Origin of the sequence: Agrobacterium tumefaciens (genome assembly GCF_005221385.1) — a bacterium.
Taxonomy (GTDB): Bacteria; Pseudomonadota; Alphaproteobacteria; order Rhizobiales; family Rhizobiaceae; genus Agrobacterium; species Agrobacterium tomkonis.
Map to the genome: position 1 here is coordinate 1,100,332 of NZ_CP039903.1, position 16,267 is coordinate 1,116,598.

Annotated in this window: 17 protein-coding genes; 13 read left to right on the forward strand and 4 right to left on the reverse strand. The window is 58.4% G+C overall.

Going from position 1 to position 16,267, the window contains the following annotated elements; translation table 11 throughout:
* Positions 1-341: 341 nt before the first annotated feature.
* On the reverse strand, positions 342-1,064 hold the full coding sequence (gene lexA / locus CFBP6623_RS05495; RefSeq protein WP_046800224.1) for a transcriptional repressor LexA: 723 nt from the start codon (positions 1,062-1,064) through the stop codon (positions 342-344).
* A gap of 212 nt (positions 1,065-1,276) precedes the next feature.
* Here lexA and CFBP6623_RS05500 point away from each other — a divergent pair, with 212 nt between their 5' ends.
* The 12 genes from CFBP6623_RS05500 (at position 1,277) to lipA (ending at position 12,925) form a co-directional block, all read left to right on the forward strand.
* Positions 1,277-2,158: a VOC family protein gene (locus tag CFBP6623_RS05500; RefSeq protein WP_046800367.1), complete on the forward strand. Its 882-nt coding sequence runs from the start codon at positions 1,277-1,279 to the stop codon at positions 2,156-2,158.
* Entirely contained in the window at positions 2,158-3,003 is an 846-nt protein-coding gene (gene kdsA, locus CFBP6623_RS05505) for a 3-deoxy-8-phosphooctulonate synthase (RefSeq protein WP_046800223.1), read from the forward strand. The genes CFBP6623_RS05500 and kdsA overlap by 1 nt, the downstream gene beginning before the upstream one ends.
* Positions 3,004-3,138: 135 nt before the next feature.
* Entirely contained in the window at positions 3,139-4,413 is a 1,275-nt protein-coding gene (gene eno / locus CFBP6623_RS05510; RefSeq protein ID WP_046800222.1) for a phosphopyruvate hydratase, read from the forward strand.
* Between the two features lie 304 nt (positions 4,414-4,717).
* Entirely contained in the window at positions 4,718-5,035 is a 318-nt protein-coding gene (locus tag CFBP6623_RS05515) for an FtsB family cell division protein (protein WP_003512872.1), read from the forward strand.
* Positions 5,036-5,188: 153 nt separating this feature from the next.
* Positions 5,189-6,232: a pyruvate dehydrogenase (acetyl-transferring) E1 component subunit alpha gene (gene pdhA / locus CFBP6623_RS05520; RefSeq protein ID WP_046800221.1), complete on the forward strand. Its 1,044-nt coding sequence runs from the start codon at positions 5,189-5,191 to the stop codon at positions 6,230-6,232.
* Positions 6,233-6,249: 17 nt separating this feature from the next.
* On the forward strand, positions 6,250-7,671 hold the full coding sequence (locus CFBP6623_RS05525; RefSeq protein WP_046800220.1) for a pyruvate dehydrogenase complex E1 component subunit beta: 1,422 nt from the start codon (positions 6,250-6,252) through the stop codon (positions 7,669-7,671).
* A 12-nt stretch (positions 7,672-7,683) separates the two neighbouring features.
* The gene (locus CFBP6623_RS05530) at positions 7,684-7,971 is read left to right on the forward strand and encodes a hypothetical protein (protein ID WP_161991186.1); all 288 of its coding nucleotides are present in this window, start codon (positions 7,684-7,686) and stop codon (positions 7,969-7,971) included.
* Positions 7,972-7,973: 2 nt separating this feature from the next.
* Positions 7,974-9,341, forward strand: coding sequence for a pyruvate dehydrogenase complex dihydrolipoamide acetyltransferase (locus CFBP6623_RS05535; protein WP_046800218.1), 1,368 nt, complete (start codon positions 7,974-7,976; stop codon positions 9,339-9,341).
* A gap of 12 nt (positions 9,342-9,353) precedes the next feature.
* The gene (locus CFBP6623_RS05540) at positions 9,354-9,998 is read left to right on the forward strand and encodes an SGNH/GDSL hydrolase family protein (RefSeq protein WP_046800217.1); all 645 of its coding nucleotides are present in this window, start codon (positions 9,354-9,356) and stop codon (positions 9,996-9,998) included.
* 60 nt (positions 9,999-10,058) lie between these two features.
* Positions 10,059-11,504, forward strand: coding sequence for a dihydrolipoyl dehydrogenase (gene lpdA, locus CFBP6623_RS05545; RefSeq protein WP_046800216.1), 1,446 nt, complete (start codon positions 10,059-10,061; stop codon positions 11,502-11,504).
* A 96-nt stretch (positions 11,505-11,600) separates the two neighbouring features.
* On the forward strand, positions 11,601-11,849 hold the full coding sequence (locus CFBP6623_RS05550) for a GlsB/YeaQ/YmgE family stress response membrane protein (RefSeq protein ID WP_046800215.1): 249 nt from the start codon (positions 11,601-11,603) through the stop codon (positions 11,847-11,849).
* A gap of 104 nt (positions 11,850-11,953) precedes the next feature.
* Positions 11,954-12,925 (forward strand): lipoyl synthase, encoded by a 972-nt coding sequence (lipA, locus tag CFBP6623_RS05555; protein ID WP_046800214.1) that lies wholly within the window; start codon positions 11,954-11,956, stop codon positions 12,923-12,925.
* Positions 12,926-13,127: 202 nt separating this feature from the next.
* On the opposite strand, the gene CFBP6623_RS05560 is transcribed toward lipA, so the two are convergent.
* From CFBP6623_RS05560 to CFBP6623_RS26705, 3 genes are all read right to left on the reverse strand, one after another.
* Positions 13,128-14,060 carry a DMT family transporter gene (locus CFBP6623_RS05560; RefSeq protein ID WP_046800213.1) on the reverse strand — a complete coding sequence of 311 codons (933 nt, stop codon included), beginning with the start codon at positions 14,058-14,060 and terminating at the stop codon, positions 13,128-13,130.
* A gap of 346 nt (positions 14,061-14,406) precedes the next feature.
* Positions 14,407-15,141 (reverse strand): helix-turn-helix transcriptional regulator, encoded by a 735-nt coding sequence (locus tag CFBP6623_RS05570; RefSeq protein WP_046800212.1) that lies wholly within the window; start codon positions 15,139-15,141, stop codon positions 14,407-14,409.
* A gap of 128 nt (positions 15,142-15,269) precedes the next feature.
* Positions 15,270-15,446, reverse strand: coding sequence for a hypothetical protein (locus CFBP6623_RS26705; protein WP_003496171.1), 177 nt, complete (start codon positions 15,444-15,446; stop codon positions 15,270-15,272).
* Between the two features lie 248 nt (positions 15,447-15,694).
* Here CFBP6623_RS26705 and CFBP6623_RS05580 point away from each other — a divergent pair, with 248 nt between their 5' ends.
* The gene (locus CFBP6623_RS05580; protein WP_046800211.1) at positions 15,695-16,264 is read left to right on the forward strand and encodes an ATPase AAA; all 570 of its coding nucleotides are present in this window, start codon (positions 15,695-15,697) and stop codon (positions 16,262-16,264) included.
* Positions 16,265-16,267: the final 3 nt, after the last annotated feature.

The following is a 16,267-nucleotide window of genomic DNA, read 5'->3' on the forward strand; positions in this document are numbered from 1 at the left end:
GGCACCCATAAGTCGCGTTGATGAATGACGGGGGCTTTGCACCGAGTATCACCATTCGGTGGCAGCGCCAGGCCAGCCGCATCCCCCAGCGTAAACGAACTCACGCAACCAGATGTCCACGGCATATGACGCAGTGGTGGCAACAGGCCGGGGGCAAGGCCGTAACAACGATATCCATATGAAACTGGAACTGATCTTTACCAGACAGAATGCAACTGTCTGCTGGAAGCATAAGATTGCCCGACACTCGCATGGTCAGCCGAATTCCGGAATTGCCGTCATCTTCGACAGGAGCCATCTCATGACGACGCCTGTCTTGAGAGGATGACGGTTAAATCAGATCAATGGTAACGGCGTATAAGTCCGACCAGCTTGCCCTGAATTTTTACCCGATCAGGCCCGAAGATACGGGTTTCATAAGCGGGGTTGGCCGCTTCCAGCGCGATGGAAGCGCCCTTGCGGCGGAAACGCTTCAGCGTCGCTTCCTCGTCATCCACCAATGCCACGACGATATCGCCCGGATTGGCGGTATTGCTGTTGCGGATGATGACGGTATCACCGTCGAAAATCCCGGCCTCGATCATCGAATCGCCCTTAACTTCGAGCGCGTAATGTTCACCCGAACCCAGCATGTCAACCGGCACGGCAACATCATGCGTATTGTTCTGAATGGCGGAAATCGGCACGCCGGCGGCGATGCGACCCATGACCGGAACGGTGACCGCGCCGCCGAGATCGTTGGCGGGCGCCTTGGGCGCCGGTGGGGGTTCTGGCGCCTTCGGCTTTCCGAGGCTGCCTTCGATGACGCTTGGAGAAAAGCCGCGCTGCGGCCTGGCACCCGGCGCATAGGCCTCCGGCAGCTTGATGACTTCCAGCGCCCGCGCCCTGTTAGGTAGCCGGCGAATAAAGCCGCGCTCTTCGAGGGCGGTAATCAGCCGGTGGATGCCGGATTTGGAAGCAAGATCGAGTGCGTCCTTCATTTCATCGAAGGAGGGCGGCACGCCGGACTCTTTCATTCGTTCATGAATGAAGAGAAGCAATTCCTGCTGTTTGCGCGTGAGCATGAGGAAAACACCCTTGAGAATCGTCGTTGAAGTCGCGAAACAAATACAGAACGAACACTATATGTTCCATATGTGTTCCGCAATCCCCTAAAATTTCGTGAAGCTGCTATCTGTTGTTTTGATGATTTGCCTGAAAGCACGAAATTGTGCTTTTCTGCCGTCCTAACTGTTCCGGCATGGCCATGCCGCATGCGACAGCAGGAAGCAGGGAAATGACGAAACCGTACCGCATCGACCATCTCGTACTGCCTGTCGAGCACATCGACGTCGCAGAAAATCGCCTTGGAAACCTGGGATTTACAGTAGCGCCAGCGGCTCTTCACCCGTTTGGCACGCAGAATGCCTGCGTTTTTTTCGCCGACGGCACGTATCTGGAGCCTCTCGTGATTGCTGATCCGGCTAAATATAATGCCTCGATTGGCCGGAAAGATGTGTTTACCGGGCGGGATCAGGCCTTCCGGAAACATGCCGGAGGGGAGGGTTTTTCCGCACTGGTCGCTGCAACGCAGGACGCTCTTGGCGATCTCGACCGATTCGTAGCCTCAGGCCTCTCGGCCGGAAATGTCTTTGAATTTTCGCGGCCAGTCAAAATGCCGGATGGTTCGCAGAGCGAGGCGGCTTTTCGGCTGGCTTTTGCAGCCAGTGGTTCCGCGGCGGATTTCTTTCTGTTCAGCTGTCAGCGGTTGCAGGCCCTGCCGGGCGACCGCGCGGCGCTGGAACGCCATGCCAACGGCGTTTCCGGCCTCAGCGAGATCGTGCTGTTTTCCGGTGGTGATGCGAATGCCGTGCAGCTGATCGAAACTGTGTTTGGCTGCGACGGCAAGATGTCTCCGGATGGAGATATGGTTTTCGCAACCGGCAATACCCGCATAAGATTGACGCGGAAGCCGGTCTTTGACGGACTGGCCTTTAGTGTTCCCGAGGAGGGCGGTGGCGGATTGCGCGGCGCAGGCGTCGTCTTTTCCGTTCGCGATCTTGCCGTGACACAGGCGGCACTTGCTGCTAATGGCGTGTCCAGCGCAGAAGCGGGCGGCCGGCTGGTGGTGCCCGCAGCGCCCGGTCAGGGTGTTGCCTTCGCCTTCGAGGAAAAATAATGAGCGTTACGAACAATCTCAAAGTCACCGCCGGCGATGGCGCCAGCAAGGTTTCCTTTTCCAATACCGAGCGTTTTTCGCTGATTGCCGGCCCCTGCCAGATGGAAAGCCGTGAACATGCCTTCATGATTGCGGGTGTGCTGAAGGAGCTTTGCGACAAGCTTGGAATAGGCCTCGTTTACAAATCCTCCTTCGACAAGGCGAACCGCACCTCGCTTTCCGGCAAGCGCGGCATAGGCCTTGACAGTGCGATGCAGGTTTTCGCCGATCTCAAGAAGGAATACGGCTTCCCGGTCCTGACCGACATTCACACCGAGGAACAATGCGCCATTGTGTCCGAAGTGGTGGATGTGCTGCAGATTCCTGCATTCCTCAGTCGCCAGACCGATCTTCTCGTCGCCGCCGCGAAAACCGGCCGCGTCATCAACGTCAAGAAGGGCCAGTTTCTGGCGCCCTGGGACATGAGAAACGTGCTGGCCAAGCTGAATGAAAGCGGCAACCCGAATGTGCTTTTATGCGAGCGCGGTGCGTCCTTCGGTTACAACACGCTGGTCTCCGACATGCGCTCGCTGCCGATCATGGCCTCGCTCGGCGCGCCTGTTGTCTTTGACGCCACCCATTCCGTGCAGCAGCCGGGCGGGCAGGGCGGCTCCACCGGCGGCCAGCGCGAATTCGTCGAGACGCTTTCGCGAGCGGCAGTGGCGGTTGGTATCGCTGGCCTTTTCATCGAGACCCACGAGGACCCGGACAATGCGCCTTCCGACGGCCCCAACATGGTGCATCTGAAGGACATGCCGAAACTGCTGGAAAAGCTTCTGGCCTTCGACGCCATCACGAAAGCGTAAGAAACGGGTGCTACTCGTGCCAATCGATTTTAATGGCGGGCGCTCTGTTTCTGCCGCCCGCCGTCATTGTAATTTCTTCGCCATCGTCTAAGACAGGCGACGGAAAATATCTGTTCCATTCCCAAGGGAGAGACCATGACTGCCATTACCGATATCATCGCGCGCGAAATTCTCGACAGCCGCGGCAACCCGACCGTTGAAGTCGATGTTTACCTCGAAGACGGCTCCATGGGCCGTGCGGCCGTTCCCTCCGGCGCCTCGACAGGCGCACACGAGGCGGTTGAGCTGCGCGATGGCGGCAAGCGTTATCTCGGCAAGGGCGTGGAAAAGGCGGTTGAAGCCGTCAATACGGAAATCTTCGACGCTATCGGCGGTTTCGACGCTGAAAACCAGATCCAGATCGACCAGACGATGATCGCGCTTGACGGTACGCCGAACAAGTCGCGCATCGGCGCCAACGCCATCCTCGGTGTGTCTCTCGCTGTCGCCAAGGCTGCTGCCGAAGCCTCCGGTCTGCCGCTTTACCGTTATGTCGGTGGCCCGAACGCGCATCTGCTGCCGGTTCCGATGATGAACATCATCAATGGCGGCGCACATGCCGACAACCCGATCGACTTTCAGGAATTCATGATCCTGCCGGTTGGCGCGGAAAACATCCGCGAAGCCGTGCGCATGGGCTCGGAAGTGTTCCATACGCTGAAAAAAGAACTGTCCGCACAGGGCCACAACACCAATGTCGGCGATGAGGGCGGTTTTGCACCGGGTCTCGAAAGCGCGCCGGCTGCGCTCGATTTCATCATGAAGTCGATCGAAAAGGCCGGTTATCGTCCGGGCGAAGACATGTATATCGGCCTCGACTGTGCCTCGACCGAATTCTTCAAGAACGGAAAATACGTGCTTGAAGGTGAAGGCCGTACGCTGGAGCCCGGCGCAATGGCGGAATATCTCGCCGAACTCGTTGCCAAGTATCCGATCATCTCCGTCGAAGACGGCATGGCTGAAGACGACTGGGACGGCTGGAAGGCTCTGACCGATCTCGTTGGCAACAAGTGCCAGTTGGTCGGCGACGATCTCTTCGTCACCAACTCCGCCCGCCTTCGCGATGGCATCAAGATGGGGGTCGCAAACTCCATTCTCGTCAAGGTCAACCAGATCGGTTCGCTTTCCGAGACGCTGGATGCGGTCGAGACCGCGCACAAGGCCGGTTACACCGCCGTCATGTCGCACCGTTCGGGTGAGACGGAAGATTCCACGATCGCCGATCTCGCCGTCGCGACGAACTGCGGTCAGATCAAGACCGGCTCGCTTGCCCGTTCCGACCGGCTCGCAAAGTACAACCAGCTGATCCGCATCGAGGAAATGCTCGGCCCGCAGGCTGCTTATGCCGGCCGTTCGATCCTGCGCGGGTAATTCGCGTTCAGGTTTGAATATGTGGCCCGCTGTCTGGCGGGCTAAGGTTGGTGAAATACCTGTCAACAGATGAGACGTCATCCTCGGGCTCGACCCGAGGATCCACTCCGGTCCGCTTATGGATCTTCGCCTCAAGGGCGAAGATGATTGCGGAGAGGGGCGGGTCTCCCGGCAAATCCAGCCCGTCCTCCGGCGGGCTTTTTTTATGCCCATTTGCCGATCGCAATTTAAGGTCAACGGATAGTTAAACAATCCGCTTTAGTCTCGAGACTCAAGGTTATGCGTTTTAAGGCTTCTCTGCGGCATGTGGACCAGACATCATAAAAAGAGACGATTCGGCCGTTTGATCGTTCCGGCCATCACGATCGCTTTTCTTTCCTATTTCGGCTATCATTCCATCCATGGCGACTTCGGCCTTCAGGCGACGGAGCGGCTGGAGCGGCAGCGTATCGCCAGAACCGCAGAGCTTGCAAAGCTGACGCAGGCGCGTGTAGCGCTGGAGCGGCAGGTGGAATTGCTGAGTGACGGCTCGCTGGAGCGGGACATGATCGATGAAATTTCCCGTTACCAGCTGAATATGTCCCGCACGGACGAAATCGTCATCATGAACACATATTTCTAATTAACCGAAATCAGGTTAATTTAACATTTGTGATTTATTCACAGCATCTTAGCGTGAATATGTGCCATGCGTTTAAAGCATTGCTGCATGGCATTTTCTTGCATATGGTACGCGCCAATCTATCCATTCAAACGGCAACTCAGGGAGGGATGAATGGCGCCGCGAAAACCAGCGACCGTATCCGGCCGCAAGACCACGGCAAAGGCTGCAACCGAATTCACCGGCAAGAACAGCCCGGACTTCTCGAAGGAAGACGAACTTCACGCTTATCGTGAAATGCTGCTCATCCGCCGTTTCGAAGAAAAGGCCGGCCAGCTCTACGGCATGGGCTTTATCGGTGGCTTCTGTCACCTCTACATTGGCCAGGAGGCCGTCGTCGTCGGCATGCAGATGTCGCAGAAGGAGGGTGATCAGGTCATCACCGCCTATCGTGACCATGGCCACATGCTGGCTCTCGGCATGAGCGCCCGTGGCGTCATGGCCGAACTGACCGGCCGCAAGGGCGGCCTGTCGAAGGGCAAGGGCGGCTCCATGCACATGTTCTCCAAGGAGAAGCATTTTTATGGCGGCCACGGCATCGTCGGCGCACAGGTTTCGCTTGGAACCGGTCTTGCCTTCGCCAACCGTTATCGTGGCAACGACAATGTTTCCGTGACCTATTTCGGTGATGGCGCCGCCAACCAGGGCCAGGTCTATGAGAGCTTCAACATGGCTGCTCTCTGGAAACTGCCGATCATCTATATCGTTGAAAACAACCGTTATGCGATGGGCACCTCGACCGCCCGCGCCACCGCCCAGTCGAATTATTCGCTGCGCGGCCAGTCTTTCGGCATTCCCGGTATTCAGGTGGATGGCATGGATGTGCGCGCCGTCAAGGCCGCCGCCGATCAGGCGCTGGAATATTGCCGCTCCGGCAAGGGTCCGATCATCCTGGAAATGCTGACCTACCGTTACCGTGGTCACTCCATGTCCGACCCGGCGAAATACCGTTCCAAGGACGAAGTGCAGAAGATGCGCTCCGAACATGACCCGATCGAGCAGGTCAAGGCGCGGCTTCTGGAGCAGGGCTGGGCAAGCGAAGACGAACTCAAGGCCATCGACAAGGATGTCCGTGATATCGTCGCCGACAGCGCCGACTTTGCCCAGAACGACCCAGAGCCGGATGCATCCGAGCTTTACACCGACATTCTGCTCTGATCGGGAAAGGGAACCCCATGCCAGTAGAAATTCTTATGCCCGCCCTTTCCCCGACCATGGAGGAAGGCACGCTTTCCAAATGGCTTAAAAAGGAAGGCGACAAGGTCACATCCGGCGACGTGATTGCCGAAATCGAGACCGACAAGGCGACCATGGAAGTGGAAGCTGTGGATGAAGGCGTGATCGGTAAGCTGCTGATCGATGCCGGCACCGAAGGCGTCAAGGTCAACACGGCTATTGCCGTGCTTCTTCAGGACGGCGAAAGCGCCGACGACATTTCTTCCTCCGTGAAGAAAGAAGAGCCGAAAGCCGAAGCCGCAAATTCCGGTTCTGATGCGGCCGGCGGCAAGACCCGCGAAGCTGCCGAAGAGCCGAGCGCTGCCAAGGAAGCCGCCAAGGTTCCGGCAGCACCGAAGATCGAAGTCGCAGCCGATCCTGACATTCCGGCAGGTACGGAAATGGTGATGACGACGGTGCGTGAAGCGCTGCGCGACGCCATGGCCGAAGAAATGCGCGCCGACGAAAAAGTCTTCGTCATGGGTGAAGAAGTCGCCGAATATCAGGGCGCCTACAAGATCACCCAAGGTCTGCTGCAGGAATTCGGTGAGCGCCGCGTCATCGACACCCCGATCACCGAGCATGGTTTTGCGGGTATCGGCGTCGGTGCTGCGATGACGGGCCTGCGGCCTATCGTCGAATTCATGACCTTCAACTTCGCCATGCAGGCGATCGACCAGATCGTCAACTCGGCGGCAAAGACGCTTTACATGTCGGGCGGCCAGATGGGCGCGCCGATGGTGTTCCGCGGTCCGTCCGGTGCTGCTGCCCGCGTTGGCGCGCAGCATTCGCAATGTTACGCCGCATGGTACAGCCATATTCCAGGCCTCAAGGTCGTCATGCCTTACACGGCAGCCGATGCCAAGGGCCTGCTGAAAGCAGCTATCCGCGATCCGAACCCGGTCATCTTCCTTGAGAACGAAATTCTCTACGGTCAGAGCTTCGAAGTGCCGAAGCTCGATGATTTCGTGCTGCCGATCGGCAAGGCGCGCATTCATCGCAAGGGCAAGGATGCAACCATCGTTTCCTTCGGTATCGGCATGACCTATGCGATAAAGGCGGTTGCGGAACTCGAAAAGCTTGGCATCGATGTCGAACTGATCGATCTGCGCACCATCCGTCCGATGGATCTGCCCACCGTCATCGAATCGGTCAAGAAGACCGGTCGCCTGGTCACGGTCGAGGAAGGTTTCCCGCAGTCATCGGTCGGTGACTTCGTTGCCAACCAGGTCATGCGCGCCGCTTTCGATTATCTCGATGCGCCGATCCTGACGATTGCCGGCAAGGACGTTCCGATGCCTTACGCGGCAAACCTCGAAAAGCTGGCTCTGCCCAACGTCGATGAAGTCGTTCAGGCCGTCAAAACCGTCTGCTACAAATAAGGGGAGATGATTTTGAGTGTCATAAAACAAATCCTCCCGGCAACCGAAAATTGGTACCGTGTTTTAGGGACCAAAGACGCGCCTTTGTTCGAGCGGGTAATCTTCTGGGCCGTCGTCAACGACGGTGATGGCGATGTTGTCGCCGGTGTTCCGCGTGAGGATATCGGCGTTATCGGTGCAGTCGGCGAATGGCTCGTTGACGTTGCCGGATACATCGAAATTACACCGTCACAGGTGGATTGGCTCATGGAACATCCTGAAGACCTGGAAGATTTCAATCTCGTTTGGGGGGAGGCCTAGTCATGCCTATCAACATCACCATGCCTGCCCTTTCTCCCACCATGGAAGAGGGTAATCTGGCCAAATGGCTGGTCAAGGAAGGCGACAAGGTCGCACCCGGTGACGTGATCGCCGAGATCGAGACCGACAAGGCGACCATGGAAGTGGAAGCCGTGGACGAAGGCACGGTTGCCAAGCTGGTTGTTCCGGCCGGCACCGAAGCCGTCAAGGTCAACGCCCTGATCGCCATCCTCGCCGCCGATGGCGAGGATGTGGCCGAGGCGGCAAAGGGCGGCGATGCCGCTCCGGCCAAGGCGGAAGCAAAGGCCGAAGCACCGAAGCAGGAAGCCGTTAAGGCCGAAGCGCCGAAGGAAGACGCTGCTCCTGCCAAGGCTGAAAAGCCGGCCGCCGATCAGGCGCCCGCATCGTCCACGCCGGCACCGGTTGCAAAGTCCGGCGAGCGCATCTTCGCTTCGCCGCTTGCGCGTCGTCTTGCGAAGGAAGCCGGTCTCGATCTTTCGGCCGTCTCCGGTTCCGGCCCGCATGGTCGCATCGTCAAGACCGACGTGGAAAAGGCTGCCGCTTCCGGTGGTGCGAAAGCCGCTCCGGCAGCAGCAGCTGCTGGCGCACCGGCTCCGGCCCTCGCCAAGGGTCAGTCGGACGAAGCGGTTCTCAAGCTGTTCGAACAGGGCTCCTACGAGCTGGTGCCCCATGACGGCATGCGCAAGGTCATCGCCAAGCGTCTGGTCGAATCCAAGCAGACGGTTCCGCATTTCTACGTTTCCGTGGATTGCGAACTGGATACGCTTCTGGCGCTGCGCGCACAGCTCAATGCGGCTGCTCCCGAAAAGGACGGCAAGCCGGCCTACAAGCTTTCGGTCAACGACATGGTCATCAAGGCGCTGGCCCTTTCGCTGCGTGACGTGCCTGATGCCAACGTCTCCTGGACGGAAAGCGCCATGGTCAAGCACAAGCATTCGGATGTCGGCGTTGCCGTTTCCATTCCGGGTGGCCTGATCACGCCGATCATCCGCAAGGCGGAAGAAAAGTCGCTCTCCACCATCTCCAACGAGATGAAGGACTACGGCAAGCGCGCCAAGGAGCGCAAGCTGAAGCCCGAGGAGTATCAGGGCGGCACGACCGCCGTGTCCAACATGGGCATGATGGGCGTCAAGAGCTTCTCCGCCGTTATCAACCCGCCGCATGCCACCATCCTGGCGGTTGGCGCGGGCGAGGAACGCGCTGTCGTGAAGAACGGTGAGATCAAGATCGCCACTGTCATGACGGTCACGCTTTCCACCGACCACCGCTGCGTCGATGGCGCGCTCGGAGCCGAGCTGATCGGCGCCTTCAAGCGCTACATCGAAAACCCGATGGGCATGCTGGTTTGATCGGAGAGTGACATGGTGAAGTCGGTCCTCTGCTTTGGCGATTCCCTGACCTGGGGATCAAATGCGGAAACGGGTGGCCGGCACAGCCATGACGATCTATGGCCGAGCGTCTTGCAAAAGGCGCTCGGGCCTGACGTGCATGTGATCCATGAAGGGTTGGGCGGTCGCACCACCGCCTATGACGACCACACCGCCGATTGTGACCGCAATGGCGCCAGATTGTTGCCGACGCTGCTGCACAGCCACGCGCCGCTGGATCTGGTCATTATCATGCTCGGCACCAACGACATGAAACCGGCGATCCATGGTTCGGCCATTGTTGCCATGAAGGGCGTGGAGCGGCTGGTAAAACTCACGCGCAACCACGTCTGGCAGGTTCCGGACTGGGAAGCGCCTGACGTTCTGATCGTCGCGCCGCCGCAATTGTGCGAAACGGCCAATCCGTTCATGGGCGCGATCTTTCGTGATGCGATCGATGAATCGGCGATGCTGGCTTCCGTCTACAGGGACCTTGCCGATGAACTCGACTGCGGCTTTTTCGATGCCGGGTCGGTTGCCCGCACGACGCCAGTGGACGGCGTTCATCTCGATTCTGAAAACACGCGGGCCATCGGGCGTGGGCTGGAGCCCGTCGTCCGTATGATGCTCGGACTTTGACAATAATTCCGTTTCGGAACGGCGTGCCGTCATCCGAATTAAGACAAGGCAGGATTTCCAATGGCTCAATCTTATGACGTCATCATCATCGGTTCGGGACCGGGCGGTTATATTGCCGCGATCCGCGCCGCCCAGCTCGGCATGAAGGTCGCCGTTGTCGAGCGCGAGCACCTTGCCGGCATCTGCTCCAACTGGGGCTGCATTCCGACCAAGGCTCTGCTGCGCACCGCCGATGTCATGCACACCGCCACCCATGCCAAGGATTATGGCCTGACGCTGGAAGGTTCGATCAAGCCGGACGTAAAGGCAATCGTCGCCCGCTCGCGCGGCATTGCCGCTCGCATGAACAACGGCGTCGGTTTCCTGTTCAAGAAGAACAAGGTCGACATCATCTGGGGTGAAGCCAAGATCACCAAGCCGGGTGAAATCGTCGTTGGCAAGTCCACCAAGCCGGTGGTTCAACCGCAGGGTCCGGTTCCGAAGAACACGCTGGGCGAGGGCACTTACACCGCCAAGCACATCATCGTCGCGACAGGCGCCCGCCCGCGCGCGCTGCCCGGCATTGAGCCGGATGGCAAGCTGATCTGGACCTATTTCGAGGCGATGAAGCCGGAAGAACTGCCGAAGTCGCTGCTCGTCATGGGTTCGGGCGCCATCGGCATCGAGTTCGCCAGCTTCTACCGCACAATGGGCGTCGATGTTACCGTCGTCGAGATCATGAGCCAGGTCATGCCGGTCGAAGATGCGGAAATCTCTGCCTTCGCCAAGAAGCAGCTGGAAAAGCAGGGCATCAAGATTCATCTGGAGACCAAGGTTTCCAAGGTTGAGAAGGCTGCAAACTCCGTCACTGCGACGCTGGAGAAGAAGGACGGTTCTTCCGAGAAGATCACCGCTGACCGGATGATTTCCGCCGTCGGCGTCGTGGCGAATGTCGAAGGCATCGGCCTTGAGGCTGTCGGCGTGAAGACCGATCGCGGCTTCATCGTCATCGACGGTTACGGCAAGACCAACGTGCCTGGTATCTACGCCATCGGTGATGTCGCCGGCCCGCCGCTGCTCGCCCACAAGGCCGAACATGAGGCCGTCATTTGCGTCGAAAAGATCGCCGGTCTGCCGAATGTCCACCCGATGGACAAGCTCAAGATTCCCGGCTGCACCTATTGCAACCCGCAGGTTGCCTCGGTCGGCCTCACCGAAGCCAAGGCCAAGGAACAGGGCCGCGACATCCGCGTCGGCCGCTTCTCTTTCGCGGCGAACGGCAAGGCGGTCGCTCTGGGTGAAGATCAGGGCATGGTCAAGACCATCTTCGACAAGAAGACCGGTGAGCTGCTCGGTGCCCATATGGTCGGCGCGGAAGTCACCGAACTCATTCAGGGCTTCGTTGTCGCCATGAACCTCGAGACAACAGAAGAAGACCTGATGCACACGATCTTCCCGCATCCGACCATTTCGGAATCGATGAAGGAAAGCGTGCTCGACGCCTATGGGCGTGTGCTGAACGCATAAGTGCTGCGTGATGCCCGGCATTGTCTAACCTTGCCGGGTGTCCCATATGTCTCAACGCCGGTTCCTCAAGGGAACTGTTCTTCAGGGAGCGTGGGAATGGAAAGTGTAGGCTGGATTGCAGCAATCATCATCGGCGGTCTCGCCGGCTGGCTTGCAGGCAAGCTCATGGACATGCGCTTCGGCATCTTCATGAACATAATTCTGGGCATTGTCGGCTCGGTTGTCGCCGTCGCCGTACTTCGCACCCTTGATGTCTTTGTGCAGGACAGCAGGCTCGGTTATTTCGTCACGTCCTTCATCGGCGCCAGCCTTCTGCTGTTCCTGGCAAAGCTGGTACGGCGCTGAAAATGCTTCGTGACCGGAAAGGGCTTACGCTTTTTCTGGAATTGTTCTAAAGCATCCGGCCAACAGGTGTTTAGATCGCCACAGGCGATGGAAGCAGGTTTTAAATGGTCACTATTCTCGACAGAACGTCGTCCGACGAAAAGCGCATCCGCCATCCGGAAAAGGCGCATCGGCCCGATACCGAGGTCATGCGCAAGCCGGAATGGATCCGCGTCAAGGCGCCAACCTCCAAGGGTTATCACGAGACGCGCGAACTGGTGCGCAGCCACAAGCTGGTAACGGTGTGCGAGGAAGCCGGCTGTCCGAATATCGGCGAATGCTGGGACAAGAAACACGCGACCTTCATGATCATGGGTGAAATCTGCACCCGTGCCTGCGCTTTCTGCAACGTCGCGACCGGCAAGCCGAATGCGCTTGACATGGATGAGCCTGAGAACGTTGCCAAGGCCGTCAAACAGATGGGCCTCTCGCACGTCGTTATCACCTCGGTGGACCGTGACGATCTCGCCGATGGTGGTGCTGAACATTTCGAAAAGGTCATCTGGGCGATCCGTGCTGCATCTCCCACCACGACCATCGAAATCCTCACTCCCGACTTCCTGAAGAAGCCCGGCGCGCTGGAACGTGTCGTGGCCGCCAAGCCCGATGTCTTCAACCACAATATGGAAACCGTTCCGGGCAATTATCTCACCGTTCGCCCCGGCGCGCGTTATTTCCATTCGGTGCGCCTCTTGCAGCGGGTGAAGGAACTGGACCCCACCATGTTCACCAAGTCAGGCATCATGGTTGGCCTCGGCGAAGAGCGCAACGAAGTGCTGCAGCTGATGGACGACCTGCGCAGCGCCGATGTGGACTTCCTGACCATCGGCCAGTATCTTCAGCCCACCCGCAAGCACCACAAGGTCGAAGCTTTCGTCACGCCGGAGGAATTCAAGTCCTATGAGACGGTGGCTTACACCAAGGGCTTCCTGATGGTCTCCTCCAGCCCGCTGACCCGTTCTTCCCACCATGCCGGCGACGATTTCGAACGCCTGCGCGCTGCCCGCGAGAAGAAGCTGCTGGCGGCTGCTGAGTAAGGGATAAAGGTTCGGCAACGTAGGTTGCTGGATCGGGCGATATACGCTCTCTCCACCGTCATGCTCGGGCTTGTCCCGAGCATCTGCGACCTATCGATTGTACGATACGTGATTGGATCCTCGGGACAGGCCCGAGGATGACGTGAGTGGGAGGCAAGGCTTGTGAAATGGCTCCGCCGCCTGTTTCCGGCCTTCAACCCAGTCACACCACAGCCTTCTCCGGCCTATGCGCCCGCATGCACAAGATCACGCTCAGCACCACCGAACAGATCGCCACGATCTCGACAATGGTCGGCCCACGCCCTTCCCAGAGAAAGCCGTAAAGCAGAGCAAACAGCGTTTCGAACAGGATCATCTGTCCGACCATGGTGAGCGGCAGAAGGCGGCTCATGCGGTTCCAGAAGGCATTGCCGAGAATGGAGGCGGTGAAACCGAGCCCGGCGGCGATGGCAGCGAAATGCAGCCAGTCTCCGGAGCTATGGCTTTCTCCACCAAAGCTGAAGGCCGGAATGGCCAGTAGCAGCGCAAGCCCGCCAGTCACGACACCCGTCATCATGTTCCAATCATCAGCGCTGACATCGTGAAGACGCGACAGCCAACGGGCATTGCCGACAGCAAAGGCCGTCCAGGAGGCGAGTGCTCCGAGAGCGCAGGCAAGCCCGATGACACGGGAAACATCCAGCCCGGAATCGTTTTCCGTCAGCGACTGCCAGGAAATGCCGATAATGCCTATTGCGCCGAAGGCAAGCGACGGCCACAGCCGCTTCAGCGACACCGCGCCATGATCACGGCTGCCGATGATGGTGACGGCGACGGGCAGGAAGCCGATGATGATCGAGGTAAAGGCGACGCCGCTCAGTTTCACCGCCGTCGATATGAAGACGTAATAGGCGATATTGCCGATCATGCTCAGCCAGCCAAGCGCGATCCATTCCCGCGCGCCGAAATGCGCCGATACCCGTTTCAGGCGCGGCCCGATGATGATGAGGGAAATCAGCCCGTAGGTGAGATAACGCGCCGTCGATAATTGCAGGGCCGAAAAATCCGGCACGAGTTTCGGGGCGAGAAAGATGCCGCCCCAGAGCGCACCCGCCAGCACGCCGTAAAAAACACCGAGACCTGTCCTGTTGTTCATGTCATGTCACATCCGCATTCACTTTGTCCGCGATGTGCCACAGCCCTTTACGGCTGTCTTGACAAAAACTCCTGAGTTGTCTGCCGCTCTGATTGTTGGTTTTCAGGAGGTTGTCCGTTCAAAGCGTGTGGGGCGTTACCCCCTCTGCCCTGCCGGGCATCTCCCCCACAAGGAGGGAGATCGGCAAGACGTACTCCCACCGCTTCATTCTTAAACGTTGAGATGGGCGAGACCTTGCCACAAATCGATCTCCCCCCTTGTGGGGGAGATGCCCGGCAGGGCAGAGGGGGGGAACCACACCCACCCTCGATCCGCTATGAACGGACAACCTCCTGAAAGCTCACATCTAGTGAATGCCGTAGTTCCGGCGATAGGCGGCGGGCGTTTCCCCCAAGGCATTGCGCATGGCGCGCGTCAGCGCCGTCTGGTCGGAAAAACCGGCCCTGAGCGCGATTTCCGCAATCGGCAGGCTGGATTCGCTGAGGAGTGTACAGACCTTGTCCATACGCAATCCTGCAAGCCAGCGGTGAGGCGGGAGACCGAATTCTTCGAGAAACAGCGCATGCAGGCGGCTGTCACTGATCGTCACGCAGGCCGCCAGCATGTCGATCGTCCACGGAAAGAACGGCTCTGCCCTGACGACCGCACTGAGTTCGCGCAGGCGCTGGCGGATATCGCTTTTTTCAGTCGCGAGGCTGTCCACCAGCAGCGGTGCCCAGAGACCGGCGATATCGTCGCGTCGGCCGTCGGTTTTGATGAGGTCGTGCATATAGGCGATCAATTGCCGTGTATCAGGCGCAATATCGAGAAACGGCACGCGGGCAAATCTCTCCAGTGTCTGCTCGGAAACAGCACTTTCATCGATATCGACCACCAGCGAATGGTTGATCGCCGTTGCTTCCTGCGTATGCGGCGCATTACGGTGGATGAAGACGCCGCGCCCGGTCGACAGTTCATCCTGCCGTCCGCCCACATCGATCCGCAGGCAGCCGGAGACCGGGAGAACGATTTGCACGAAACCGTGCCGTTCCCTAGGTCTTTCCTGCCGGTAGGTTCTTATATCTGCCGATGCGACTGTCATGACGCTGTCGTTTCCATTGTGCAAAGAAATGGCCGCCTCGAAAAAGCGGCCCGTTTCATTGTCTGATTATGACATCGTCTTGAAGATTGGGCCAGCCGGCTTTATCGGTCGGCCATACGAAACGGCAATTAACAGTCTTCCTTGGCGGTCGATTCGCCGCGTTTGCGCTTGCGCAGAACAGGCTTGTTCTCTCTCGCCTCGCATTTTGCAACGTCGATAAGGTAGGCAAGCACGGGCATGCCGTTCATCGATGCGAGTTGCTTGGCGGATTCGAGAAGGTTGATGATGTTGGAAAAATCGTCCATCGGCTCACTCAGTGGCTCAAAGCGGTTATGTATCGGGTCTGAACCCAAAGATGAATACGCGTGGGAAAAATGGGAGCGCCCGGCGCGTTTGCATCCAGTGGGTGTAATATTAGTGGCAAATAAATAGCAATCCCTGTGAGGGGGTTGCAATAGTCAATTTTCCGTAACTGCCATGCGCGACGACAATATCGCTTTAATGCGGGTGTCCGCGCGTCAGGCAATCTCTCCGGTTATGATGAGGGTATAGGATGCCGAACTATCTTGAGACAGTGGAAGACGCCGCTGTAATCATCGCCGGGGCGCAGCGCATCATGGTCGTCGGTTGTTCTGGCGGCGGCAAGTCGACGCTTTCGCAGAAGCTCGCACGCAAATTCGGGCTTCGTTATATCTCCATGGACCGCGAAATTTTCTGGCTGCCCGGCTGGCAATTGCGCCCGCGAGAAGAACAGCGGCAGAGGATCGCCGCCATGGTCACGGAGGAGCGCTGGTTGATGGATGGCAGCAATCCGTCATCTTTCGATATGCGTATGCCGCGGTCTCACATCGTACTCTGGGTGCGCATGCCGCGATGGCTCTGCCTGTGGGGCGCCGTCAGCCGGGCGATCAAGGGGTATGGCAAGGCACGGCCGGAAATGGCGGAGGGATGTCCGGAAAGGATAGACGCCGATTTCCTGCGTTATATCTGGAATTTCGAGCGCCGCCATACTCCGATTTTCGAGCAGAATTTCGCCCTTTACGGCCCCGATGTGCCTGTATTCCAGCTGAAAAGCCGAAAACAGTTTCGCCGCCTTCTTGATCTTCTTGTTATCGGCGATTAACTG